The sequence below is a fragment of the Paraburkholderia flagellata genome, from assembly GCF_021390645.1.
Classification (GTDB): Bacteria; Pseudomonadota; Gammaproteobacteria; order Burkholderiales; family Burkholderiaceae; genus Paraburkholderia; species Paraburkholderia flagellata.
The window spans coordinates 487,576-509,459 of sequence record NZ_JAJEJT010000003.1 but is presented as its reverse complement, the minus strand read 5'-3'; the positions used below and the strand labels follow the sequence as shown (position 1 = coordinate 509,459).

Here is a 21,884-nt window from a genome sequence, read left to right as displayed (position 1 = left end):
GCCTACTGTCAGACAATACAGCGACCGTTGCGCCTACCGAGGCCCTTTTCTTATTGGTATTCCTAAGCGATTGAGTCAGCTTGGTCTTTTGATTTGCGTATCAATTAACCTGACGTTTGAATCGTTTGAAGACATGATCTGCGGCGCAGCAAACCGTTGCGTCGTCAAGCGCCATGGCACCACGTTCTGTCGTCAGCGGATGCCGACCGAAAATTGCCCTGTGGGCGAAGATTCGATCGGCGTCGACAGCATGTTTAACGTGTTGCCGGGTCAGACTGCCTTGCGCAGGAAGCCCTGGGTGGCGCCATTGCGGTTCGGCGCGAAGCCGTTAGCCGCGAGCGTTTCTTCCACGGTGTCGTAGAACACGCCGATCTTGCTGATCTCGCGGGCCTCCTGGGCGGTCGCCACCGCGCGGCCGAATTCACGCGACATGCGCACCAGCTGCTCGATCTGCTCGACCGTGCTCATGCGCTTCGTGCGCGACTGGTTCCAGAGGTTGTCCTCAATGCCGCAGCGCACATGCAGGCCCATCGCGATGCCCATCATGTTGACCGGGAGCACGTTGCGCATCGAGCTCTCGACCGTCAGGACCGCGCCGTCGGGCACCGCGCGCACGAAGTTCGAGAGGCTGTAGATGTTGGGGACGTCCATGCCGCCGCCAATGGCCACCCAGTTCATGACGAGCGGGCCCTTGTAGATGCCGCGGCGGATGAGGCGCTCCACCGAGTCGAAGCTGTTGATGTTGTAGCACTGGAACGCGCTCTGGATGCCGGCGGCCGACAGGCGGCGAACATGCTCCTCGACCCAGCCGGGCTGCGCCGGCACCGTCATCTCCTTGTAGGCATGGTAGACCGCGGGGTCTTCCATGGACGTGCCCTTGACGTCCGCGTCCTCCCAGTGCTCGACGACGTTCATCTGCGAGGTGTTGACCGTGACCGTCACCTGGTCCGGCTTCGGATCGAGCTCGGCCAGCATGTGACGCGTGTCGTCGCTCAGCCACTTGGCCGCGGCGCCTTCGGTCTCGGGGGCGAAGCTGATCGACCCGCCCACCTGGATGATCATCTGCGGCACCGCGCGACGCACGCCCGCGATCAGCTCGTTGAACTTGGACAGACGCTTGCTGCCCTTGCCGTCGAGTTCGCGCACATGCAAGTGCAGCACGGTCGCGCCTGCGTTGTAACAGTCCACCGCCTTCTGGATCTGCTGTTCCATCGTAACGGGGATGTCTTCCGGAAAGTCGGAGGGTACCCACGACGGCGCATAGGGCGCGGCCGTGATGATCAGGGGTTGCTGGTTCTCGGTGTAGAGGTGGCCGTCGAGAAAATTCATGGCGTGTCCTTCTGGCAGTGAAGCGAGGGGGGAGTAGTGCTTGGGACGATACGCCAAACTGGCGAGACACTTTTGTGTTTTCGTGCCAATCTTTTGCGATTCAGCGCCATCGCGCGTTAACCCCGATACGGATGACGGGTGGGAGCGCACATGCGGCCGGCGTCGCTGCGCGAGATACTGGCCCGGTTTGCGTCCCCCCGTGAAGGGATCTGTCCAGTCCGGAATAGCCTGGCGCTGGCGCGGCGGCCCAAAGAAACAGAAGGCTGCGGTAGGGGCATGCAGCAGGTTTTACGGGGTATTCGGATTCAGCGGTTGACGTTCGCCATACACGCTGCGGAGCGGAAATCGGGCGTTTTTGGCAACAGCGGGTCATCCGGCGGATGCCGACCCGTTTCCGTCATCCAGCGCCCGACGTCACAGCGGCAGAAGTTGCGCACATATCGGACACCAGGATATTGAAGGCAACGGACCGGCGACGATACCAGGTCCGCGACTCATCGAAACTGTTGGAGCGATCAGTCGATTCGCCCTTCCAGAAACCGCGCCTTCCCTGTCAACACGGGGACATGATCCGCATTGTTTATCCTGGTCTCCTGTTGGTGGTACCGCGATGCGTGCTGTTGGGCAGGATTGGGCGTGGAGGCATTTCCAGCATGCGTTAAAGGCGAATTTCATGAGCAAGCCTGCGCGCGTGGTGCGCGCGTCGGTGTGCGAGCGCACGCATGGCACCATGCATTCGGCTGGCCAGGGGCACAACAGTCGAGCGCAAGAACAGTCAGCTTCGCTGGACGTTTAAGAACCGCATTTAGTGTGCTTGTACCGGCGTGAGCATGCGCACATCACTGTTTCCGTCCTCGGTGACATAGAGGTTGGCGTTGGCATCCATGGCAATATGCGCTGGGGTATCGAATAGGGCGGCCGAGCCGGGGCCGTTGGCCGTACCCCACGTTTGACCCGGCTGACCGGCGAGCGTTGACACCACACCCGCAGGCGTAATCATGCGGATCTCGTTGTTGCCCCGATCAACAACAAACATGTAGCCGAGCTTGTCGACGACGATGCCCGCCGGGCCGTACTGGATCGCTGCGTGAAGCGGATCGTACGGGCCCGTAGACCCAAACGTCGCCACGCTGCCTGCACCATCTGCCGAGCCCGCGCTACCGGTGCCTGCCACCGTCGTAACCGCGCCGGCCTGCGTTACCTTTAGTACCTTGTGGGCGCCGAAGTCCATCACGATGACGTTTCCAGACGGATCTACCGCGACGCCGGTGGGCCAGGTGAACGTCGACGCCTTCTGCCCGCCAGCGAGCGTGGTGACGGCACCCGCCGTGGAGATCTTGCGGATGGCGCTGTTCCCGCCGTCGGCAACGAAGATGTTGCCGCTCGCATCGACCGCCACGTCAACCGGCTCACTAAAGCTCGCCGCCGTGCCCGTACCATCAGCGCTACCCTCGACGGACGAACCTGCAACGGTCGAGACAGTGCCACCTGGTGTGATCTTCCGGATCACGTTGTTGCCACTGTCCGCAACGAGCAGATTTCCGGTCGCGTCGAACGCCATCCCCTGGGGCGCATCGAAGAGGGCCGATGCGCCCTGGCCGTCCGCATACCCCGCGCTCCCGCCGCCCGCGAATACCGACATCGCACCCGCTGGCGTGAACCGGTAGATCGTGTTGCCGCCCGCGACGTACACGTTCCCGCTCGCATCCACTGCGATTCCGGCAGGCCCGCAGACCACCGCCTGGGCACTGCAGTTTTCGTCAAGACGGATTCCCCCCGGCACGCAGGTTCCCTGGGTGCTGCAGACCGAATTGGTCGCGACGACGGAAGGCTGGACCACGGTGGCCGGGCCGCCAAAATTCGACACCTGGGCCTGCGCGCTCGCCCATGAGTCCGGCGGGTCATTGGCGGCGGTCGACGCGCTCTGCGACGTGGCGCCAGACGGGCCGCCGCTGCCTCCGCCACCACAGGCGGCGAGCAGCGCGGCAACGAGTGCCGCACCCGCGAGGTAAGAGAGTGAGTACGTGATACCGCGCTTGATCTGTGGCAGTCCAGGTTCAGGCATTTTGGTCTCCTCAGCGTTATCCACCCGCGCTCCTGGGTGGCGCGCGAACGTTGAGGATAGTGGGGGTGGCACGGTCTACGCATGATGCATCTGCACCATTGCGCGTGAACGCCTGACCAAGGAAGATGACGCTACGCAGCAATGCAACCCGCGATCCCAGGCCTCAGGAGCGAACATGGAAGCACCCCTTTCCACCCTGTTCCTGCATGGCGGCCCGGGGCTCTCTGCGATCGCCGAGCGTGATCTCTACGGCCACACGCTTCCCATTCACTGGTGGGACCAGCCGCGTTCGGTCGTGCTGTTCTCACATCCCTTCGAGGCGTTGGTTGAAGCGGCCGAAGACGAAGTGCGCATGCTCGCCGAGTCCCAGGGCCATCCGGCGGATGTGATCGCACATTCCTTCGGGGCGCATCTTGCGCTTCATCTGGTCGCGCGCGCGCCGCAGCATGTGCGCAAGCTCTGGCTGCTCGCACCCGTCTACGACATCGGCGCCGCGTTCGTGCGGCTCGGGACTCGCCTGCTCGAGATCGCCCCCACCTCCGGGCCTTTGCTCGCCGCGCTCGAGGAGTTCAAGGCAGGCAGTGATCACGTGCGCTTTTCACGGCTCGCCTCGCAGGTCACGAGCTTCGCAAACTTCTTCGATCTGTACTGGAGCCCCACAGCGGACGCGCGTCGCCGGTGGTACCTGGATCTGGTTGCGCACCAGAACGTCGTGGACCCGCGTGCGTTCGAGGTCATCGTGCAGGACTTCTGGGCCGCACAACAACCCTCATCACCCCTGCCCACCGAGCCCGCCTCCGTGCAGATCGTCTTCGGGCGCCTTGACCCACTCATCGACATCGACACCGAGCGGAAGACCTGGATGCAGTACTTTCCGCGCGCGCAGTGCGCCGAACTCGATGCAGGACATTTCATCCATTTGGAGGACGCCGCCGCGCACTGGTGGAACCGGAACTAGAAGCCGGCGCGTCGAAACTCCTCGGTCAGTTCTGCGTTGTTGTGTACACCCACGCGATCGTGGATTGCCTGCAGATGATTGCGAACCGTCGCGGGCGAAAGTGCCAGGGTTCTGGCGATGTCCTTGTAGGTCAGACCGGAGACCACGAGCCTCGCCACTTCGAGCTCTCTGGGCGAAAGTCCGTCAACGGGCATGCGTGCGCGGGCCCGCACAAAGACCATGTCGTGCAGCACATCGATCCATGCAATCATCGCGCGCCCCAGGAACCGCGCCGGCGCGCGCGGATTGATCAGCCCCACAAGCACAGCCGGCAAGGCGTGATGCATGAGCGTCGGCCATTCCTGGCGCAACAGCTCGCGAAACCCGGGCTCCACGAACCGGAAATCTCCCGCAAAGTCGCTGATCGCGAGATGCCACAAGGTCCCACTGGCACGCGGGCGAATGCGCTCCATCTGGAAGGTGAGGCTCGTATTCAGTGCCTCCCGCAGATGCGGAAACACGATTTGCATCATGCTGCGCTGAGATTCATCAAACGGCTTGTCAAGGTACGCGCTGTAGAGCGAGATGGCCTGAAACAGACCGTGCTCGCCCGTCCTGCACGCAACAATCAGCCCGTGCATGTGACGATACTCTCGGACGTATTTGAGCATGCCCGGATCACGGTTGCGGGCGCACATGTCATGCAGCTGAAAGTTCGTCACTGTGTCGAGATGCGAGAGACACCACGTGGCCGCTTCATCATTTTCCCTCACCGCGTCGTAGTCTTTCAGCGTGTCGGGTGAGTCGTTGTACAGATAGGGCGAGTGGTACGCCGCTCCGCGTTCATCATGGCGCGTGGTTCCCCAGCGCGCCGCGTCAAAAGGCACGACACGCTTGAGCAGGCCGAGCGCATGCGCCTGGAAGTCCTCAAAGGGAACCTCTCGGGCTGCGCAATGCAACGACAGGAGAAAATCATTGAGCTCGTGCATGGGTGCCTCCGTTATTGATTCCAGCTTTCCCCCGGCTGAAAACGGCAAACACCGGCATCGATTCTTGTTGTTGGTCTTTACGTTGATAGCATAAATTTGACCGAACCCCAAACTGTTGGGCGTCCAACTGTGCACAGAATCCTGAAGTAGAGGACACGGCAGCACTTCCATCAGAACAATATGAGATGTCAACGAGGCGTGCCGATCATGTCGATGCCGACGTCCGATTGACCCAAATGCCGGGATCGTACGGAACCGTCATTACCGACAGTGATCCTGTGCAAGAGAGGCAAGGCCGAAGAGGCGTTGCTGAAGCTGCACGAGATCATGGGCAAACTGAAGCTGACGGACAACGAGGAGAAGACACGCATCTGCAAAGTGTCGGACGGCGGATTTGACTTCCTGGGTTACACGTTTGTGCAACTGTACTCGGCGACGACTGGACAGGCCCGGACATAGATCGTTGGGAAACTGCACCTGTTCGAGCGAGCGATGGCACGGAAGCTCTGCGTGCCGGATATTGCGCGCCAGGTGAATATGTTCACGCGGGAGCAATGTTCTGATTCATGCGGAAGAAGTTGCCCGGATCGTAGTTGCGTTTGATGGAAGCCAGCCGCGAATAATTGGCACCATAGGCTTCCTTCACGCGTTCGTCGCCTTCATCGCCGAGGTTGTTTGCATAGACGCCTCCAGATGAATACGGCCTTAACGCTTCCCATACGCTGCGCGCCCATTGGACGTTCACGGCATCTTCCGCTGCCTCGTCCCAGATGGCGACGGGAAAGCAGTCAAAGTTGGCGTCGCGATGCGGGTACGCGGTCGCGGACCCGGCGACGCGGGCAATGGCGCCCCCTACGTGCTGAAAGACCAGCAGCGATGACGGCGAAGGCGAGCGCTCGTAGGCGCTCATTACGGCGTCGATCGCGCCATCGTCGATCGCTTTCAGGAACTGCGCCTTCCAGTAGTACCTCCGGCCTCGGGGAAACACGCCGTCGCCGTTCGATTGAATCTGGAGATAAGGCACGCGCTCGAGACGGCAGTCGGCGGGAGAGCCTGACTCCATCAGTGGCTCGAGAACCCGTAGACCGGACTCGGGGGCGCCGGCATACAAAGCCGATATGCTGAAGAATCGCTCGCCAGATGGATTGGCGACGAATGCAGCGTCCGCGCTCACCTCGTCCGGCGCATTGCGCGCAAACTGATCGTAAAAGCGCAGTGCCGCGCGCGCTTGCGCGAACGGGTACAGCAGAGAGCAGACAAGCAACTCCGGATCAAGCGGGTGAAGACGCAAGTGAAAAGCCGTCGCGATGCCGAAGTTGCCTCCACCGCCCCTGACGGCCCAGAACAGGTCGGAATGTTTGCTGTCGCTCGCCAACAGTTTTTGCCCGTCGGCAGTCACCATTTCGACGGCGACTAGGTTGTCGCAAGTCAGCCCGTATTTGCGGCCGAGCTTGCCGAAGCCGCCGCCCAACGTCAGGCCGGCGATGCCCGTGTCGCTGATCACGCCTGCTGTCGTCGCGAGGCCGTGGGCCATGGTGGCCCGATCGAACTCGCCGAGGTTGAGGCCAGCCTCCGCGCGCGCAACGCGTCGCTCAGTGTCGACGTCGATCTGTTTCATTCGGGAGAGGTCGATGACAATACCGGCATCGCAGACTGAAACGCCCGCTACGTTGTGACCGCCGCTGCGCACCGCAACCCGCAAATCAATCGCCCGGGCAAAGCGCACGGCTGCGACCACGTCGTCAGCGTCGGCACAATAGATGATCATTGCTGGCCGCTTGTCGACTGTCCCGTTCCACACCCGGCGCGCCTCGTCGTAATCCGGATCACGGGGCATGATCAGCGTGCCGTGAAGCGTTTCATGTAATTGCCTGAACTGATGCGAGTCAGCGTCGATTTCGCCCTTCAAAACGTGTAACGCTTCTGTTTGCGTGCTCATCTTGCCTCCTTCGCATCCGCTTGGCGAAGCCGAAATTCAAGGATCGATCGCTTGATGGTTTCATTTCCCAGTCGCCAAAGCAAAATGAAAGAATTCAGCTTTCAGATGAGAAAACTTCATCTAGACTGAACACATGCGAAAGTTGCCCCCTCTGCGTTCGCTGCAGGCGTTCGAGGCGGTTGCGCGGCATCGCAGTTTCAAGGACGCCGCGGATGAACTCAACGTGACGCCGACGGCCCTGAGTCACCAGATCCGCACGCTGGAAGAAGCGTGTGGCAGGCCACTCTTTGTGCGGCGGCCACGACCCGTTCGACTCACCGATGCTGGACAACTTCTGTATCCGGCCCTGCGTAGGGGATTCGATTCATTCGCCGACGCCCTCTCCACGGTTGCCGGAATGGGCAGCACGATTGCGCTGCGGATCACGAGTCCGAACGCTTTCGCGAGTCGCTGGCTGGTTCCGCGGCTGTCGCTATGGCACGAGTCTCACCGCGACATTCCGCTGCAGATCATCGGTACCGATGCAGTGCTCGACCTGGCGGCCGGCGAAGCGGACGTAGCGATACGCTACGCACACTTGCCGCCGAGAGGTCTGGTATGTAAGGAGATTGCGCGAGATGCGTTCTACCCCGTGGCCAGCCCCGGCCTCCTCGGAACAGAAAAACCATGCCCGATTGCTGCGATGGATCTGCTTCGATTTCCTCTGATTCATTACGAGTGGACGAACGGAGATCCCGAGGCGCCTTCCTGGCCGCGCTGGTTTTCTGCTTCGGGTGTTCCGGTATCGGCATTCACGTCTCTTCGGAACAGGCGTGATTTGAGCTTTCGGGAAGAACTCCATGCGATCGACGCTGTACTCGCTGGCCAGGGAATCGCACTGTGCAGCGACATCGTACTGGAGCGGGCACTGCTGGGCGGCGCGCTCGTAAAAGTGCATGCGCTTGCGTTGCCTGGTTACGGTTTCTACGTCGCACATCTTGCGGAGCATGCGAGGTCCAGCGCAGTTCGCACCTTCGTACAGTGGCTGGTCTGCTCGCGTCACACATAGGAGCGCCTCAGATTCTCGTGCAAATCGACCTCCATGTTGGCAGTTCGACGTGTCGCCTGGCAGGCTTCGAAGCGAACTGTCGACCTTCGCGATACACCGATAAGCGATGATCAGAGATCTCCGCGCACTTCACCGGTTCCCAGCACGGTCCGCTGCCGGTTGACCTCCTCCCAAAGCTCATCGCTGTCGTCATTGCGCAGCAGGACTACCCAGTCGAGTTGATTGGCGGCCACGCCGAAGTATTCCAGGATTTCCCTGCGAACGGCGTCGACGAACTGCGCGTATTCCAGAGTTGCCTCGGCCTGTGCGTGCAAGGCGTCGTATGCCGCATCGTCAGCGCCGCCGCCGTGCTCGTCGATGTAGCGCGAGATCCACTGATCCCGTTCGCGGTCGTAGTCGGCCTCGGCGCGCATCGCCTGCACAGCCGTGTAGAAGTCCAGTTGGGCAAACGCGGTAATAGCCGCCGTTGTTGCCTCGTCGAATGTAGTTGTCATCCCATATCTCATGTTGGCCGTGACACATTATCGCGCGGGCCGCACCCGGGCGGGTGCCGTGAATCCGGGTGGTGCAACGTGCCCCTGGGAGCCGACGTTTGGCCCGCGCGAGAGCACCATGATCGGGCGGTGCACGCCTTCGAGTGCGCCACTGAAAGGGGCACCGCTGGCGTGCACTGGTCTTTTATCGAGCATTTCGGGCAACCGCCTCTAACGGTCGTGTAAGTGTGCTCAATACGCTGCCACCATGGCGAGCAACAGGTAGCGCATAAGTTCGATCTCTTCGTCGCTGGGCCCGAAGTCAAGGCATAGAAGCCACCGGATCACGACACATCCCCAGTGAGCAGCCGCTCGTCGAGGGGAACCTTCAGATAGCGCCGGCCGTTGGATTCACGCTCGGGCAAACGACCTCCCCGTAGGTTCACCTGCATTGCCGGAAACAGCAACGCAGGCAATTTCAGCGTGTGATCTCTTGCCCTTCGCATGGCGACGAAGTCACTTTCGCTGATCCCATCGCGCACATGAATGTTGTCGCGCCGCTGCTCGGCAATGGTTGTGCAGACACGCACGTCGCGCCCCGCAGGCGGATAGTCATGACAGACGAAAACGCGGGTCGTTTCGGGTAGTGCCAGCAGCTGTTTGATCGAAGCGTAAAGCACGCATGCATCGCCGCCCGGAAAATCGCAGCGCGCCGTGCCCAGGTCGGGCATGAACAAAGTGTCGCCCACGAAGAGCGCATCGCCTATGAGATACGCGGAGTCGGCGGGTGTGTGGCCGGGCGTGGGAATGGCGCGCGCCTGCAATGCGCCGATCGCGAACATTTCATCGGGGGCGAACAGGTGATCGAAGCCGTGGCTGCCGCTGAGATCGAATGTTGCAGAGAACAGCGAGCGCACGTCAGCGATCCGGGCGCCGATTGCAATTTTGCCTCCGGTCTTGCACTGGAGTTCGACGGCGCCCGAAAGGTGGTCCGCATGCACATGCGTCTCGAGAATCCAGGCAACGCTCAATTGCTGCTCGCCGATAAATGCCACGATGCGACCGAGCGAGCCCTTCGATGTGCGTCCTGAGACGGCATCATAGTCGAGTACGGGGTCGATCACCGCACAAGGCGAACCCGCGCCGGCGTAAACGATATGACTGACGGTGCCCGTCACTGCGTCGTGAAACGATTGAACCTGAGGAAACATCGAACTCTCCTGAAACCTGATGCGCTACATGCACGTGGCGCGAACCAGAAAAAACGTCCGCTCCGAAGCGGGCGTGACAGCTACTGTCGTGCGATCGACATGGCGGTCGATCTGCACGTGATTGAATCCGGCTTCGAAGCAGGCTTCGCGAAATGTAGTCGGCCCGTGGATGCGAAATCCGTGCCGGCTGAACGGCATCGCCAGCGACGTCTCGGGCGTCATCGTGGCAATCAGCAGCTGGCCGTCGTCGCGCAGCACGCGGCGAAGTTCGCGCAGGCCGGCGTGCAAATCCCGCCAGAAGTAGACACTGTTGATCGCGATGGCCTTGTCGAACGTGGCACTCGCGTAAGGAATGCGTGCCACGTCCGCAGTGGTGAACGCGACGCGGCCGCGCGCCAGCAACAGGGCGTTGCGCTCGCGCGCCTCGGCGGTCATCGTCGGCGAAATGTCGAGGCCGACGAAAGTGAGCCCCGGCACGCGCGAGAGCACCGTTCCGATATGACCGCCGTTGCCGGAACCGATCTCGACAATGCGGTCGTCCACTCGCAGATCGAGCTTGCCAAATGCCGCATGGATCAGCGCGGCGTTGACGCGCTCCATCAGCTCGCCGACCGCGAGGCCGATGTCGCCCGAAGGAAAGGCCAGTTGCGACAGCAGGGTATCGGTGTCCACGTCCACGAGCGCGTCGCGAGGGATATCAACTTTGAAGGTCACCTTCGACTCCCTTTTCCTGTGACTTCGTGAGGATTGCAGACGACAAAAGCACGACGCTGAAGTTGGCGAGCAATGCCATCACAGCGACATACACGGGCATCTCAAGGGCGCCCAGGTGAATGGTGTAAATGGCCGACCTGAAACCGCTTTGCGCGACCATCCACGTACCCGTTCCGAGCCCGATGACCCAGCCCGCCATCAGGCTGCGCGCACGCACGGCGGGTACGAAGAGGCCCAGGACGACGGCGGGTAAGGTCTGCGTGATCCATACGCCACCGAGTAGCTGCAGCTGGATTGCGAACTGCGCGGGCATGAACAGCACGAAACCCAGCGCGCCAAACTTGACGAATAGCGATGCCTGTTTTGCCACCCGCGCCTCGCGTGCCGCCGTGCAGCGGTGCGCCAGGAACGGCCGCCATACGTTGCGCGTGAAGAGATTGGCCGCGGCAATCGACATGATCGCGGCGGGCACCAGTGCGCCGATACCGATGGCCGCGAACGCGACGCCCACGAACCACGACGGAAAGTAATGCAGAAAGAGCGCGAATACCGCGAAGTTCGGGCCGTACTGTCTGAACTGCCCTGCGAATTCGGGCATCGAACCGACACCGGCCGCGAGCGCCATCACGCCGAGCAGCGCAACAAAGGCAAGCAGCAACGACCAGGCGGGCAAGAGTGCCATGTTGCGGCGGATTGCGCCCTCAGATGAGGCGGAAAGCGTAGCCGTCATCGAATGCGGATACAGCAGCAACGCGAGCGCGGATCCGAGCGCAAGCGTTGCATAAGACGAATACCCGTTGAGACTCGTGGCGTCCGGCGCTTTCAGCAGCAGCTTCGCAGGCGGCAACGCGGCGAACAGGTGAGCGAATCCGCCCAGTTGCGGCGGGATAACGATTAGCGCGCCGATGATCGTTGCGTAGATCAGCAGATCCTTGACGATGGCGATCATCGCGGGTGCGCGCAAGCCGCTCGACCACGTGTAGACCGCGAGCACGCCGAACGCCACGAAGAGCGGCAACTCGCCGGTCCAGCCATGCGTCGGGAAACCGAGCGCGCCAAGCGTGACCTGAATGCCCACCAGTTGCAGCGCGATATAGGGCAGGGTCGCGAGCAGGCCCGTCAATGCAATGGCGAGTGCAAGCGGTCTGCTGTTGAAGCGCTGTTCGATATAGTCGGCGACGGTCACGTGGCCGTGCTCCCGCGCGACGCGCCACAGGCGCGGCAAAACGAGAAAGCCAAGCGCGAACGCGACGACGGTGTATGGAACTGCGAAGAAGCCCATCGCGCCAGCAGCAAACACCAACGCGGGCACGGCAACGAAGGTATAGGCCGTGTATAGATCGCCGCCAATCAGAAACCAGCTCATGAGCGTGCCGAAGCGCCGCCCCGCAAGTCCCCATTCGTCAATCGCGCCGAGGTCGCCGCGCCGCCATCGCGACGCGACCACGCCAAGCACGCTGACGAGCGCCAATAGCGCCACGAAGATAACCACGGGCGTCGTCCTCATGCTGCATCCCCGTTCGACCGCGCGCCGGCCTTGCGCACGGCCGGCGCGTCCAGCAGGTACGCTGCGCCCGTCAGCAGGGCGCCGCCCAGGACGCAGCCTGTCTGCCACCAGTAGAAGAAAGGCCAGCCGCCAAGCGTCGGCGTCAGCCGGTTATAGAGGGGTACGCACAACGCCGCGACAATTGGTGTGGCGATCAGCAGCAGTGTCAGTCGGGTTTTCATCGATGGAGGTCCGTGGCGAGGTAAGGGGTAAGCACACGCGAGTACGCGTTGATGAGTGCCGCAAGCCGCTCGATGCCGAGATCGATCTGCTCGGGCGCAGCGGTTGCGAACGAAAGACGGATGTAGTGGTGCAACGAATCGCGCGCGAAGAACGGCGCTCCGGGCACGAATGCCACCTTGACGGCAAGCGCGTCCTTGAGCAGCGCTTCGCTGTCTATACCTTCCGGCAACGCAAGCCAGACGAACATGCCGCCTTCAGGTACATTCCAGCGCACGCCCGGGGGCATATGCCGGTCTAGAGCAGAAAGCATTGCTTCGCACTGCTCGCGATATAAACTCGCGATTCGCAGCACGTGCGAGGCAAGAAAGCCCTCGCGCACGGTCTCGTAGACGATGCGCTGCGAGAGCGTCGAGCTGTGCAGGTCGGCGGCCTGCTTGACCTGCACGAACTTCTGCTCCAGCACGCGCGGCACGATCATGTAGCCGACCCGCAATCCCGGCGCGAGCACCTTCGAGAACGAGCCGAGGTAGATCACGTGATCTGGCGCCATCGAATGAATCGAAGGCACTTGCCTGCCGTCGAATGCGAGTGCGGCGTAGGGATCGTCCTCGATGATGATGAGCCCAGTGCGGCGCGCGATCTCCGCGATGCTCCTGCGGCGCTGGAAAGACAGCCGTGCGCCAGTGGGGTTCTGGAAGTTGGGCTGCAGATACAGCAGCGCCGCGCGTTCGGGCCCGATCGATTCGAGCGCTTTGGACACGAGGCCGTGTTCGTCCATCGGCACGCTCACGAACTCCGGTTCGTAAAGCGACAGCGATTGCAGTGCGCCGAGGTACGTGGGTCGCTCCACCAGCACGGTGGCATGAGGATCGAGGAGCACCTTGCCGATCAGGTCGAAGGCCTGCTGGGAGCCACTCGTCACCAGCACGCTCGAAGGCGAGACGCGATGCTGGCTGTCCGAATGTTCCCGTGCGATCCATTCGCGCAACGGTGCATAGCCTTCCGTCGTGCTGTACTGGAAGCTTTCGGCGCCGTGCGAGGCCCGAACAGATGCTTCACGCAGCGCGGGAAGCCCAAACGTGGCAGACAACGGCATGCCGCCCGCAAATGAAATCATGTGAGGCCGTTCGGTGAACTTGAGAATTTCACGAATCGCCGAGCTGTTTAGCGACCGCGCACGTTGCGCGATGCGCCGCCCGGCAGAAGACAACGTATGTGCCATCTGATTGCTCCTGGAAGAGCGTCATCGTAGGCAACACGCGAATGACGAAAAAGACAGCTAACGTCGTAAAACTGTTTCCATGGGGAAACGATGTGCGTGACGATGCAATGCCCCCGCGTCCCATTCAAGGGACTGCATGACGGCATGAAAGGGGGATCAGTCGTTCAGAAAAGCGGGTAGGGCTTCGGCGAGATAGTCGAGAAGGGCGCGCATCGCCTGTGTCATGCCTCGTTGGGAGGGGAAGACGAGACTGAGCGTGCCGCGTGGAATGTGCCAGTCGGGCAAGACGCGCACCAGCCGGCCGTCGGTAAGCTCTGCCTTGCACATGGGCGCGGGAAGGGCCACGACGCCAAGGCCGGCTCTCGCGGCAAGTTTCGCGATCGGTGCGTCGTTGCAGCGAATTCGTGGATGATAGGAAACGGTCGCGGTGCGGCCATCCGATGCATGCAGCAACCATGTGCTGCCGCTGTCGCGGCGCGTCAACTGCATGCCGGCTACGCCTTCCAGTTCGTACGGCTCGGCGGGCGGCCCGTGCGCAAAGAACATGGGGCCGGCAACGAGCACCACGCGCGTCTGCGCGACCGGGCGCGCGATCAGTGTGGAGCTTTGCAACGGCTCCGTGTGGCTTCGCAGCGCGATGTCGTAGCCCTCTTCGACGATGTCGACGTAGCGGCTGGAGGTCAGCAGATCGAGATCGATCTTCGGATGCGCGGCGAGAAACGGCGGTAACAGTTCATCGAGCGCCATGCGAACGATGCCCGTCGCGCAAGTGACACGCACGCGGCCGACGGGCTCGCTCAGCCGCGCCTGCGCGGCCTGCTCGGCATTTCGGACTTCGTTCATTACGCGCAGGCAGTGCGCATGAAAGTCCGTTCCCGCCTCGGTCAGCGAAAACTTGCGCGTCGTGCGATTCGCGAGGCGCAGGCCCAGCGCCTGCTCGAGGGCGCGCAGACGTTTGCTGAGCGTGCCTTTCGGCACCCCGATTGCCTCTGCCGCAGCGGAAAAGCCACGCTTCTCGACCACGACCGAAAAGTAATACAGATCATTGAGGTCGATCATGGCCATCGTTTCTGTCCGGCGACAATGAAACGATTATAGGCGGCTTTCAGTGCGATCTCGCGGCGTTCCCAATGGCCAGATCGAAGAAGGCCTGGGCGCTCGGCGCAAGCGAGCGCCCCTTGAGCCAGACGAGATTCAGCGCCCGCTCGATGCGCAAATCGGCGACATCGAGCACGCGCAGTGCGCCGCGTGCAACTTCTTCCCGGATACTGAGTGCAGACACGTAGGCCAAGGCGCGCTGCGCGATCAGCATGCGTTTGATAGCCTCCGTGTCGCTCACCGACATCGCAGGCGTCATCGCTAGCCCGGCGCGCCGATACGCATCTTCCACCACCGCTCGCGTGCCCGATCCCGGTTCGCGCAGAATAACGGCTTGGGTCGCGAGATCGCGCGCAAGGAGTGGCCCGGTTTGTTGCCGATTGTCCGCTGCGGCTGCAAGTACGATTTCGTCGGCGCCAAAATGCTGCGCGTTCAGGCGCGCCGCGTCGTACGGGCCCTCGATGAAGCCGAGCGTGAAACTGCCGTCGCCCAGACCGCTTGCGACTTCCTGCGTATTGGTGACCGTCAGCTCGATGCTGACCTTCGGGTAGCGCGCGTTGAATTCGGCAATGATGCCTGGCACCAGATACACGCCAACAGTTGCGCTTGCACCAATCTTCAGGTGTCCTGCGCTCAGGCCGGCTACCTCGTTCAGCTCGGAGCGGGCCGCTTCGGCAAGCGTGAAAATCCGCTGCGCGTAGTCGAACAGAATCTGCCCCGCATGGGTGAGCGATACACCCCGGGGCAGTCTGTCGAACAGCACTATGCCAAGACGCTCCTCCAACTCCTTGACTTCGCGGCTGACCGCCGGCTGGCTGACCCGAAGGCGCTGGGCGCCCCCGCTCAAGCTGCCCGCACAGGCGACCTCGTAGAACGCAAACAGGTGAGTAAAATTCATGGGCAACGACCCGCAGAAGTCGCTTCACGGCATGGTGATTCGAAACCCGATGATCAGGGGGATCTCGCGACGCCTTCGATCTTAGCCTTCTCCGGTGCTCCGTTTAAGGCTCTTCCTGGAGCAAGATTGTTTCCTGTGGAAAACAATCGATCCGAGGGCAACGCGTAGCCGCGGCAGTCGGCGTGGCATAACAAAAAGTCAGAGCCGCGTTGCCAATTTTGTATTTTTCAGCAGGACGAACGACATCTAGTCTGGGCGCTCCATTTAACCCACGGGTGTCAAAATGTCGTCTCTGTTGCCGAATCGCCCCGCATGCTGTAGCAAGATTTCGATGTTCCTCGATTACTCTCGCGAGTTATTGCCTGGCGTCGCGTTGTGTCTCGGTGTGAGTTTGATCGCATGGCTATTGCAAACCTTTCAGGCCCACGTCTTTGGCCACATCTGGCTCGAATCGCTCGTGCTGGCGATCCTGGTCGGCACGCTGGTCCGCAGCGTATGGACGCCCGGAAGCCGCTGGACAAACGGCATTACGTTTAGCGCAAAAACCTTGCTGGAGGTCTCGGTCATGCTGCTCGGCGCGTCGTTCAGCGCCACTGCATTGCAAGCGACGGGCATCCGGCTCCTGTTGGGCATCGTCGTGACTGTCGTCGTGGCCATTGCGGTCAGTTACGGTATCGGACGTGCGCTAAGGCTGCCGCAACGCCTCGCGTTGCTGATCGCGTGCGGAAACTCCATCTGCGGAAATTCGGCGATCGCGGCCGTCGCTCCGGTGATTGGCGCAAGCCGTGACGATGTCGCCGCTTCGATCGCGTTCACCGCGGTGCTTGGCGTGGCGGTCGTGCTGGGCTTGCCGACGCTGTCCTCGTTGCTTCATCTGAACGCGGTGCAGTATGGAACGGTGGCGGGACTGACCGTCTATGCGGTGCCTCAGGTGCTCGCAGCAACCGTGCCCGTTTCAGCCGTCAGTGCGCACATTGGCACGCTCGTCAAACTCGTGCGCGTGCTCATGCTTGGCCCTGTCATGCTGCTCCTGAACACGCTGGCGCCCGGTCGCAATACGAATCCGGGTACTCCGGCACCGCGCGACAGCGCGAGCACGCGGGCCAATATGGTCAGGCTGACCAGGCTGGTGCCCTGGTTCATCATCGGCTTCATCGTACTTTGCGCGGTACGCTCGGCCGGGCTGATACCGGTGCTGTTGCTGCAGCCGGCAAACCTGATCGGCAGCGCGCTCACGGTCGTTTCAATGGCCGCGTTGGGTTTGGGGACGGATTTGCGTACCGTCGCGAAGGCGGGGCCGCGCGTCACGGCCGCCGTGGTGCTTTCGATCCTCTCGCTGGCCTTCATGAGTCTCGTGCTCATTCACCTCCTGCGGATCGCGTGAGGCCGACGCGATTGCGAGCGTCACCGACAAACCGGTGAAGCACGTGTTTCTGACGCACTATCACGCGATGCGCGCGCTCGACGCCGATGTCCTGCTCCCGGGGCGCGGCGCTGCGCGGAACTGCCGAGGTCGAGCAGGCAATCGACGGCACGCAACGGTTCGGCGACACCGTGCTCGACTGTGTGAGTGTGGGGGCCGAGCGGGGCGCCTCGCTCAAGGAGTGGATTATCCAGACGCTCGAAACCGTACAGCCCATATTCGGCGACTGGCCGGTTTTTAGAGGCGGATTCTGCCGGTCGAACGTCAGATTGAAAGCGCACTCGACCGCCCGCTGATGGCCGGCTGCAGGCTTATGCGGGTGCCGGTAGCCGACCCAGTCCTGCCGGTCGAATCTTCAGCGTTCCAGGGGCTGTCATCAAGGCAGAACTGTCATTCCACTTCGTAGTTCGGGAACAAGGCATCCGCCATTGCCGACGTTCCCTTTTGGCGTGATAAGGCGGATATATATTATCATTCCGACCTTTGGATCTTGGCAGTCGCGAATCTGAACAGTCACACAATACCTGCACAAGAACTTATTTACGAAACTGCGCAGCGTTCGATAGAGCCGTTAATCGATTTCTTCGCAAGAAGAGGACCGCGTCTTTCCAGCGGGGAAGTCACTGCTATCTGAGGTATTTTTTTCAAGAGGCACACTTTAATTTGCTTATAGTAATAAAAAATAAGTCAAATCAAGATTCGATTTTTTTCGATGGCAACTCGAACTCCATCTGAACTACTAGCCAATCTGCCAAGGCGCGGCAGAAATACCAAGCTTCGTAAACGGCCCCATGCGAGTATCGCCCAGAATCAGCCTTGTACTCATCCGACCATATCGAATCCTCTTTCGATTTTGGTATCGAGGCGCGTTCATCGAGGTAAACGACGGTCCACTGTCCATACGGACAACTCTCTGCCGTGACGCGAAGTTCTGGTGCCGCAAAAATTAGTTCTGGTCCAAAAAGGAGGCTTAGAGCGCACGCACCAAACGCTCGGCAGAATAAATATACTACGCCCAGCGCTATATAAAATAGTAGGATTCCAAGAGGAACCCACAACCCCTCAGCTGGATTTCTCTTTAGCAGAATCAGTATAAGCGGAGGAACTATAAAAACACTGAAAAGAAGAGATAAGCCTACGTAAGTTGCAGCATTTTTTCCGAATCGTTCAGTTGTGTTGACGACAAAATACGCAAATTTCTGAAATGACTTATCGAGAATTTTCAAAGGGAGATAGCTTAATAACCCTAATGTAAAGTTGATTAGATGAATGGCTCCTGCGAACGATGTTACCTCGTCACCCGGATATCGAAAGAATGCGGTTTTCGTCGAAATGATCTTCTTATAACTTGTGGAACGAAGAATCACTTTAGCCAGGTCCCGTCTTTGCCGGTAGAACGGAACTCCTACCTTAACTGTCAGTAGCCAAACTAGACCAGCAGACAACAGGCCCGAGATCGGCCCTGTCGGGAGCGCGGGCGACCCGCTTCCGGACAAAGGTGGGAAACCGAATGTTGCCAACACCACGCCGACTATGGCAAGCGTCCACAGGACATATATTGAGATGCCTCGTTCATGGACAGGTGCAACGTTTAAGACAGGTGTCGCAAGGCAGGCAATAGCATTGGTATGGATTCGTACTTCATCCGTGTTCATGGCTTCCAGCGCAATCGTGCCACCATGACTGTGTGCGACGATTGCGATGCGCGCGTCGCCATCTTCTGCAACAATCGTCTTGATGAGATTCACAAGGTCAACGCTTGCTCGCTCGCGTGCTGCGAAGGAGTTGCGGCCCGACCATATATGACGATGGACGCGTGGCATATGGAGGCGCTCTCGTAGTTCCCTCACCAGAGGCGAGTCGTCCTGCGTCCACTCAGCCCCGCGTGCGAACGTTCCGTGAATCAACACAAGATGATTCATTTTTGTGCTTTACGAGAGCACCCACGTACGCACCGCCGTCGCCGAAAATACTCCGTATCCCAAGAAAAGGAGACTAAGCCAAAAGCACGCATGCTCGAGCGTAACCCATGTTTTTCCCGGGAATGGATTGAATCCGTATGCACCTTGGGGAGTTTGAATGAATTTGGTATAGGTTTCGCTTTCGATCGTAGAGGTCGCGACGATTGCCCCTGATATTCCAGCAAAAACCATAAGTGCGAATGAAATTACCAATGCCCAATGCGTACCTATGAGCCGGTTTATGTAGGGCAATTTTGTCGAGTCGGAAGCCAATGCAATTAAGGCGGCTAAACCTCCGGCGGCAGACAAATATATCCCAATGTGAAATTTGGTGTAGTCATACAATCGATCCAATCTAGTGTCGTCATCCATCGAATGTCTCCGAGCCAAGTTGTGCGGGTGGCAATTCTTCGTGTATACAAAGCAGGTTGTCAATCGGTATTTTAATGAGTTTGTTTGAGCATAAAATGGTCGTCGCCACGAACAATAGACGCTAAATCGCGGAATTGCAAGTTACGATTTCGCTGGATGTTGGCGAGCGCACATAAACTGCATCTGAACACGCGAGTGCCAATTCCAATGAGCGGATGCCGATATTCTTCCGTTCGAAATAAGCGGTCCCTGAAGAGTTTTTATAAATCTTCTCCCTCTCCCCAAGGCTTTAGGCTATGAATTCCCGCAACCTCGAAGCGTTCAAATTTTCAAGTGTTACTTTTTAAAGGCTATGACTTTTCCCGGCCGCGTGACATCCAGTAAAATTGCGAATGTCGGATTCGGGGCACTCAGGGAGCGTTGGCTATCGCCGTGCACGAGACCCCGCCGGCCATGAGTCTGATCGTCCGAATTCAGGTGCATGTCGCACGGGGCCACTCCGTGCGTTGTAGCTTGCCGAGTCCTATCGTGGATCGGACGCTCATGCCCGTCCGGCCAATCGGACACCCAGCCCGCGCGAGGTTTGGTGTTAACGCCTAATGGCGCGAAAGCCTAAAACAATGGCGCCGATGCAAATAAACATATCGCGAGTTGTTTTATTGTGCAGTATTCAGATCATCCTGCTCCGGCATGCTTAGAGCGCGAACTCAGGTAGGCAATGGCTTCCCATGCGCTTCTCCCTGTCGCGGGACTGCACGAGTGTGGGTAGTGACAAACGAAACCGAAAACAGGTATGTCCGACGATATTTCTTTGCTTTTGTCTGGCGCTGCCCCCGCAGAGGCTTCTCAGACCGGTCAGGCATTCGACGCTGCTAACAGCAGCCCACTACAGGCGTTCGAGAACATTCACAACCTGCGTGACCTGGGTGGCCTGCGCAGCCGCGACGGCAGACGCGTGCGCTCGGGCCGACTCTTCCGCAGCGGCAATCCGGGTATGGCAAGCGCGGCCGACATCGCGCGACTGCGAACGCTTGGCCTTGACGCTGTAGTCGACTTTCGTTCTCCCGAAGAAAAGTCCCCTGAGGAAGGCGGATTTGCCGATGCGTTCAACTGGGTGGCGCTGCCGGTGCTGGAAGGCAGCATGAGCATGAACGAGCTGGTGCCGCGCCTGCGAAGCGCGACACGGCAGGAAATGGACGACTTCGTGCTGCAGCTGTATCGCGACTTCCCAATCAAGCACCAATCTGCATTTGGCAGTTTCATGAAAGAGGCGGAAGCGGGCCGCACGTTGCTCTACCACTGCAGCACCGGCAAGGACAGGGCCGGGTTTGCCACTTTCCTGCTGCTGTCGGCACTGGACGTGGATCCGGACGCGATCTTGGCAAACTTTCTGGAGTCGAACCACTGGAACCGGCGACTCATCCAAGGGCTGCAGGGGCGCATAGAGTCCCTGGGTATTTCGCCCCACGTGGCAATGCCGTTGCTGGAGGTCAGCTCAGGCTATCTTCAAACGTCACTACAGACCATCGAGCAGGAATGGGGCAGCACCGCGCGATTCCTGAGCGAGGTGCTCGGCATCGACGTACAGCGGGTGCGTGAGCACTATCTTGAGCGAGTCAATTAGTCCAAGTCAACGTATCGACGAGCGGGACGCGTCGATTTTCGAGCGCCCGTCTCACCGCGACTGAGTCCACGCTTGAAGGTCCGCTAATCGGAGCGGTCGTTTGAATGACCGCGTGACGGCGAAGAAGAACGGCTGAAGTTGGCCGACTGCTGCCCGACGCGATCAATCGTACGCGCGCCGGTGAATCCGCAACCCGTTCTCGACGTCCGATTTCCCGCAAACCAACGACCGTTCTCTTCAACAGCCCTTCAGTTTGAAGCCAGATACCCTTGCGTTTCCGGCAGATACGCCGTCGCGCTCTGTCGCACCTCGACGAGCGTGACGATATCCGCAGTCTGAAGCGCAGCAGTGTCAGCGCCCGCAATCGGACGTTTCCGCATGGCCCGACTCAGGATGTGAGTCTTGTGCTGAAAAAAGAGTTCAAGCTGCCTTGCATCCGATGCATGAGGTGTCAACTTGAAAGCCTCCTCTAGCGCCCGGCGTGGGATATGAAAACGTTGAAGTCCGCGAATCACGCGAACCTGGAACACGACCCCATCGCTATTGTGAGGGATTGCTGCCCAAACTAACGTGCTGCCCATGACGTGCCCCCATTTACCTGCAAACCTGATTCAAAGTCCGTTGCCCTATGATGGTCCTCAAAAAATACATTTCAAAAATACGACCGCCTGGCTTCGACATTTTCACCACACGAAGATGATGGTGAACTCTGACTGCCACGACGGCTATTGCGCGCAACCGAAGTCGTGAACGGCCGGAACTTGCAGCGCTCGGTCCTGGGCACAAGATTCGGCTCGACGGTCGCGAAGCATGCACTGTGGTTCAGGACGGTGCGCGACCTGGAGCACGTTT

General features: G+C 60.1%; 21 protein-coding genes. 6 read left to right on the top strand and 15 right to left on the bottom strand.

The genetic code is table 11. The features are described from left to right. Positions 1-270 precede the first annotated feature (270 nt). On the bottom strand, positions 271-1,329 hold the full coding sequence (locus L0U83_RS25915; RefSeq protein ID WP_233887019.1) for a beta-keto acid cleavage family enzyme: 1,059 nt from the start codon (positions 1,327-1,329) through the stop codon (positions 271-273). A gap of 673 nt (positions 1,330-2,002) precedes the next feature. Between L0U83_RS25915 and L0U83_RS40585 the strand changes: the two genes are divergently transcribed. Further along, positions 2,003-2,125 carry a hypothetical protein gene (locus L0U83_RS40585; RefSeq protein WP_267939511.1) on the top strand — a complete coding sequence of 41 codons (123 nt, stop codon included), beginning with the start codon at positions 2,003-2,005 and terminating at the stop codon, positions 2,123-2,125. A gap of 9 nt (positions 2,126-2,134) precedes the next feature. Here L0U83_RS40585 and L0U83_RS25910 read toward each other — a convergent pair whose 3' ends face one another. Continuing rightward, entirely contained in the window at positions 2,135-3,394 is a 1,260-nt protein-coding gene (locus L0U83_RS25910) for an NHL repeat-containing protein (RefSeq protein WP_233887018.1), read from the bottom strand. A gap of 175 nt (positions 3,395-3,569) precedes the next feature. Here L0U83_RS25910 and L0U83_RS25905 point away from each other — a divergent pair, with 175 nt between their 5' ends. Then, complete coding sequence (locus L0U83_RS25905) at positions 3,570-4,352, top strand: alpha/beta fold hydrolase (protein ID WP_233887017.1); 783 nt, start codon at positions 3,570-3,572, stop codon at positions 4,350-4,352. On the opposite strand, the gene L0U83_RS25900 is transcribed toward L0U83_RS25905, so the two are convergent. Then, positions 4,349-5,320, bottom strand: a complete 972-nt coding sequence (locus L0U83_RS25900) for a helix-turn-helix transcriptional regulator (protein WP_233887016.1) — start codon at positions 5,318-5,320, stop codon at positions 4,349-4,351. The genes L0U83_RS25905 and L0U83_RS25900 overlap by 4 nt on opposite strands. Positions 5,321-5,861: 541 nt before the next feature. Next, entirely contained in the window at positions 5,862-7,259 is a 1,398-nt protein-coding gene (locus L0U83_RS25895; RefSeq protein WP_233887015.1) for an FAD-binding oxidoreductase, read from the bottom strand. A gap of 133 nt (positions 7,260-7,392) precedes the next feature. Here L0U83_RS25895 and L0U83_RS25890 point away from each other — a divergent pair, with 133 nt between their 5' ends. After that, entirely contained in the window at positions 7,393-8,307 is a 915-nt protein-coding gene (locus L0U83_RS25890) for a LysR substrate-binding domain-containing protein (RefSeq protein ID WP_233887014.1), read from the top strand. A 110-nt stretch (positions 8,308-8,417) separates the two neighbouring features. Here L0U83_RS25890 and L0U83_RS25885 read toward each other — a convergent pair whose 3' ends face one another. From L0U83_RS25885 to L0U83_RS25850, 8 genes are all read right to left on the bottom strand, one after another. Further along, on the bottom strand, positions 8,418-8,801 hold the full coding sequence (locus L0U83_RS25885) for an ATP-dependent protease (protein ID WP_233887013.1): 384 nt from the start codon (positions 8,799-8,801) through the stop codon (positions 8,418-8,420). Between the two features lie 323 nt (positions 8,802-9,124). Beyond that, positions 9,125-9,991: an MBL fold metallo-hydrolase gene (locus tag L0U83_RS25880; RefSeq protein ID WP_233887012.1), complete on the bottom strand. Its 867-nt coding sequence runs from the start codon at positions 9,989-9,991 to the stop codon at positions 9,125-9,127. A gap of 24 nt (positions 9,992-10,015) precedes the next feature. Beyond that, positions 10,016-10,705, bottom strand: a complete 690-nt coding sequence (locus L0U83_RS25875) for a class I SAM-dependent methyltransferase (protein WP_233887011.1) — start codon at positions 10,703-10,705, stop codon at positions 10,016-10,018. Further along, entirely contained in the window at positions 10,689-12,212 is a 1,524-nt protein-coding gene (mctP, locus tag L0U83_RS25870; protein ID WP_233887010.1) for a monocarboxylate uptake permease MctP, read from the bottom strand. The genes L0U83_RS25875 and mctP overlap by 17 nt, the downstream gene beginning before the upstream one ends. After that, positions 12,209-12,433, bottom strand: coding sequence for a DUF3311 domain-containing protein (locus tag L0U83_RS25865; RefSeq protein ID WP_233887009.1), 225 nt, complete (start codon positions 12,431-12,433; stop codon positions 12,209-12,211). Before L0U83_RS25865 ends, mctP begins: the two co-directional genes overlap by 4 nt. Further along, a complete protein-coding gene (locus L0U83_RS25860; protein ID WP_233887008.1) occupies positions 12,430-13,656 on the bottom strand; it encodes an aminotransferase-like domain-containing protein in 1,227 nt (408 codons plus the stop codon). Before L0U83_RS25860 ends, L0U83_RS25865 begins: the two co-directional genes overlap by 4 nt. Positions 13,657-13,812: 156 nt before the next feature. Continuing rightward, positions 13,813-14,721 carry a LysR substrate-binding domain-containing protein gene (locus L0U83_RS25855; RefSeq protein WP_233887007.1) on the bottom strand — a complete coding sequence of 303 codons (909 nt, stop codon included), beginning with the start codon at positions 14,719-14,721 and terminating at the stop codon, positions 13,813-13,815. A 40-nt stretch (positions 14,722-14,761) separates the two neighbouring features. Continuing rightward, positions 14,762-15,652, bottom strand: coding sequence for a LysR substrate-binding domain-containing protein (locus L0U83_RS25850; protein WP_233887006.1), 891 nt, complete (start codon positions 15,650-15,652; stop codon positions 14,762-14,764). 331 nt (positions 15,653-15,983) lie between these two features. Between L0U83_RS25850 and L0U83_RS25845 the strand changes: the two genes are divergently transcribed. Together L0U83_RS25845 and L0U83_RS25840 are read left to right on the top strand one after the other, a co-directional pair. Further along, positions 15,984-17,036 carry a YeiH family protein gene (locus tag L0U83_RS25845; protein ID WP_233887005.1) on the top strand — a complete coding sequence of 351 codons (1,053 nt, stop codon included), beginning with the start codon at positions 15,984-15,986 and terminating at the stop codon, positions 17,034-17,036. 86 nt (positions 17,037-17,122) lie between these two features. Then, positions 17,123-17,371 (top strand): hypothetical protein, encoded by a 249-nt coding sequence (locus tag L0U83_RS25840; RefSeq protein ID WP_233887004.1) that lies wholly within the window; start codon positions 17,123-17,125, stop codon positions 17,369-17,371. 396 nt (positions 17,372-17,767) lie between these two features. Here L0U83_RS25840 and L0U83_RS25835 read toward each other — a convergent pair whose 3' ends face one another. Both L0U83_RS25835 and L0U83_RS25830 read right to left on the bottom strand, forming a co-directional pair. Further along, positions 17,768-18,997 (bottom strand): esterase/lipase family protein, encoded by a 1,230-nt coding sequence (locus L0U83_RS25835; protein ID WP_233887003.1) that lies wholly within the window; start codon positions 18,995-18,997, stop codon positions 17,768-17,770. Positions 18,998-19,006: 9 nt separating this feature from the next. Further along, positions 19,007-19,408, bottom strand: coding sequence for a hypothetical protein (locus L0U83_RS25830; protein WP_233887002.1), 402 nt, complete (start codon positions 19,406-19,408; stop codon positions 19,007-19,009). 793 nt (positions 19,409-20,201) lie between these two features. On the opposite strand from L0U83_RS25830, the gene L0U83_RS25825 reads away from it, so the two are divergent. Then, the gene (locus tag L0U83_RS25825) at positions 20,202-21,032 is read left to right on the top strand and encodes a tyrosine-protein phosphatase (RefSeq protein WP_233887001.1); all 831 of its coding nucleotides are present in this window, start codon (positions 20,202-20,204) and stop codon (positions 21,030-21,032) included. A 248-nt stretch (positions 21,033-21,280) separates the two neighbouring features. Here the strand turns inward: L0U83_RS25825 and L0U83_RS40580 are convergent, their stop codons facing one another. Further along, on the bottom strand, positions 21,281-21,412 hold the full coding sequence (locus L0U83_RS40580) for a hypothetical protein (protein WP_267939510.1): 132 nt from the start codon (positions 21,410-21,412) through the stop codon (positions 21,281-21,283). Positions 21,413-21,884: the final 472 nt, after the last annotated feature.

Coding starts and splice junctions, on each gene's coding strand:
- L0U83_RS25915 (WP_233887019.1), bottom strand. CDS start 1,329: ATGAATTTTCTCGACGGCCACCTCTACACCGAGAACCAGCAACCCCTG.
- L0U83_RS40585 (WP_267939511.1), top strand. CDS start 2,003: ATGAGCAAGCCTGCGCGCGTGGTGCGCGCGTCGGTGTGCGAGCGCACG.
- L0U83_RS25910 (WP_233887018.1), bottom strand. CDS start 3,394: ATGCCTGAACCTGGACTGCCACAGATCAAGCGCGGTATCACGTACTCA.
- L0U83_RS25905 (WP_233887017.1), top strand. CDS start 3,570: ATGGAAGCACCCCTTTCCACCCTGTTCCTGCATGGCGGCCCGGGGCTC.
- L0U83_RS25900 (WP_233887016.1), bottom strand. CDS start 5,320: ATGCACGAGCTCAATGATTTTCTCCTGTCGTTGCATTGCGCAGCCCGA.
- L0U83_RS25895 (WP_233887015.1), bottom strand. CDS start 7,259: ATGAGCACGCAAACAGAAGCGTTACACGTTTTGAAGGGCGAAATCGAC.
- L0U83_RS25890 (WP_233887014.1), top strand. CDS start 7,393: ATGCGAAAGTTGCCCCCTCTGCGTTCGCTGCAGGCGTTCGAGGCGGTT.
- L0U83_RS25885 (WP_233887013.1), bottom strand. CDS start 8,801: ATGACAACTACATTCGACGAGGCAACAACGGCGGCTATTACCGCGTTT.
- L0U83_RS25880 (WP_233887012.1), bottom strand. CDS start 9,991: ATGTTTCCTCAGGTTCAATCGTTTCACGACGCAGTGACGGGCACCGTC.
- mctP (WP_233887010.1), bottom strand. CDS start 12,212: ATGAGGACGACGCCCGTGGTTATCTTCGTGGCGCTATTGGCGCTCGTC.
- L0U83_RS25865 (WP_233887009.1), bottom strand. CDS start 12,433: ATGAAAACCCGACTGACACTGCTGCTGATCGCCACACCAATTGTCGCG.
- L0U83_RS25860 (WP_233887008.1), bottom strand. CDS start 13,656: ATGGCACATACGTTGTCTTCTGCCGGGCGGCGCATCGCGCAACGTGCG.
- L0U83_RS25855 (WP_233887007.1), bottom strand. CDS start 14,721: ATGGCCATGATCGACCTCAATGATCTGTATTACTTTTCGGTCGTGGTC.
- L0U83_RS25850 (WP_233887006.1), bottom strand. CDS start 15,652: ATGAATTTTACTCACCTGTTTGCGTTCTACGAGGTCGCCTGTGCGGGC.
- L0U83_RS25845 (WP_233887005.1), top strand. CDS start 15,984: ATGTTCCTCGATTACTCTCGCGAGTTATTGCCTGGCGTCGCGTTGTGT.
- L0U83_RS25840 (WP_233887004.1), top strand. CDS start 17,123: ATGTCCTGCTCCCGGGGCGCGGCGCTGCGCGGAACTGCCGAGGTCGAG.
- L0U83_RS25835 (WP_233887003.1), bottom strand. CDS start 18,997: ATGAATCATCTTGTGTTGATTCACGGAACGTTCGCACGCGGGGCTGAG.
- L0U83_RS25830 (WP_233887002.1), bottom strand. CDS start 19,408: ATGGATGACGACACTAGATTGGATCGATTGTATGACTACACCAAATTT.
- L0U83_RS25825 (WP_233887001.1), top strand. CDS start 20,202: ATGTCCGACGATATTTCTTTGCTTTTGTCTGGCGCTGCCCCCGCAGAG.
- L0U83_RS40580 (WP_267939510.1), bottom strand. CDS start 21,412: ATGCGGAAACGTCCGATTGCGGGCGCTGACACTGCTGCGCTTCAGACT.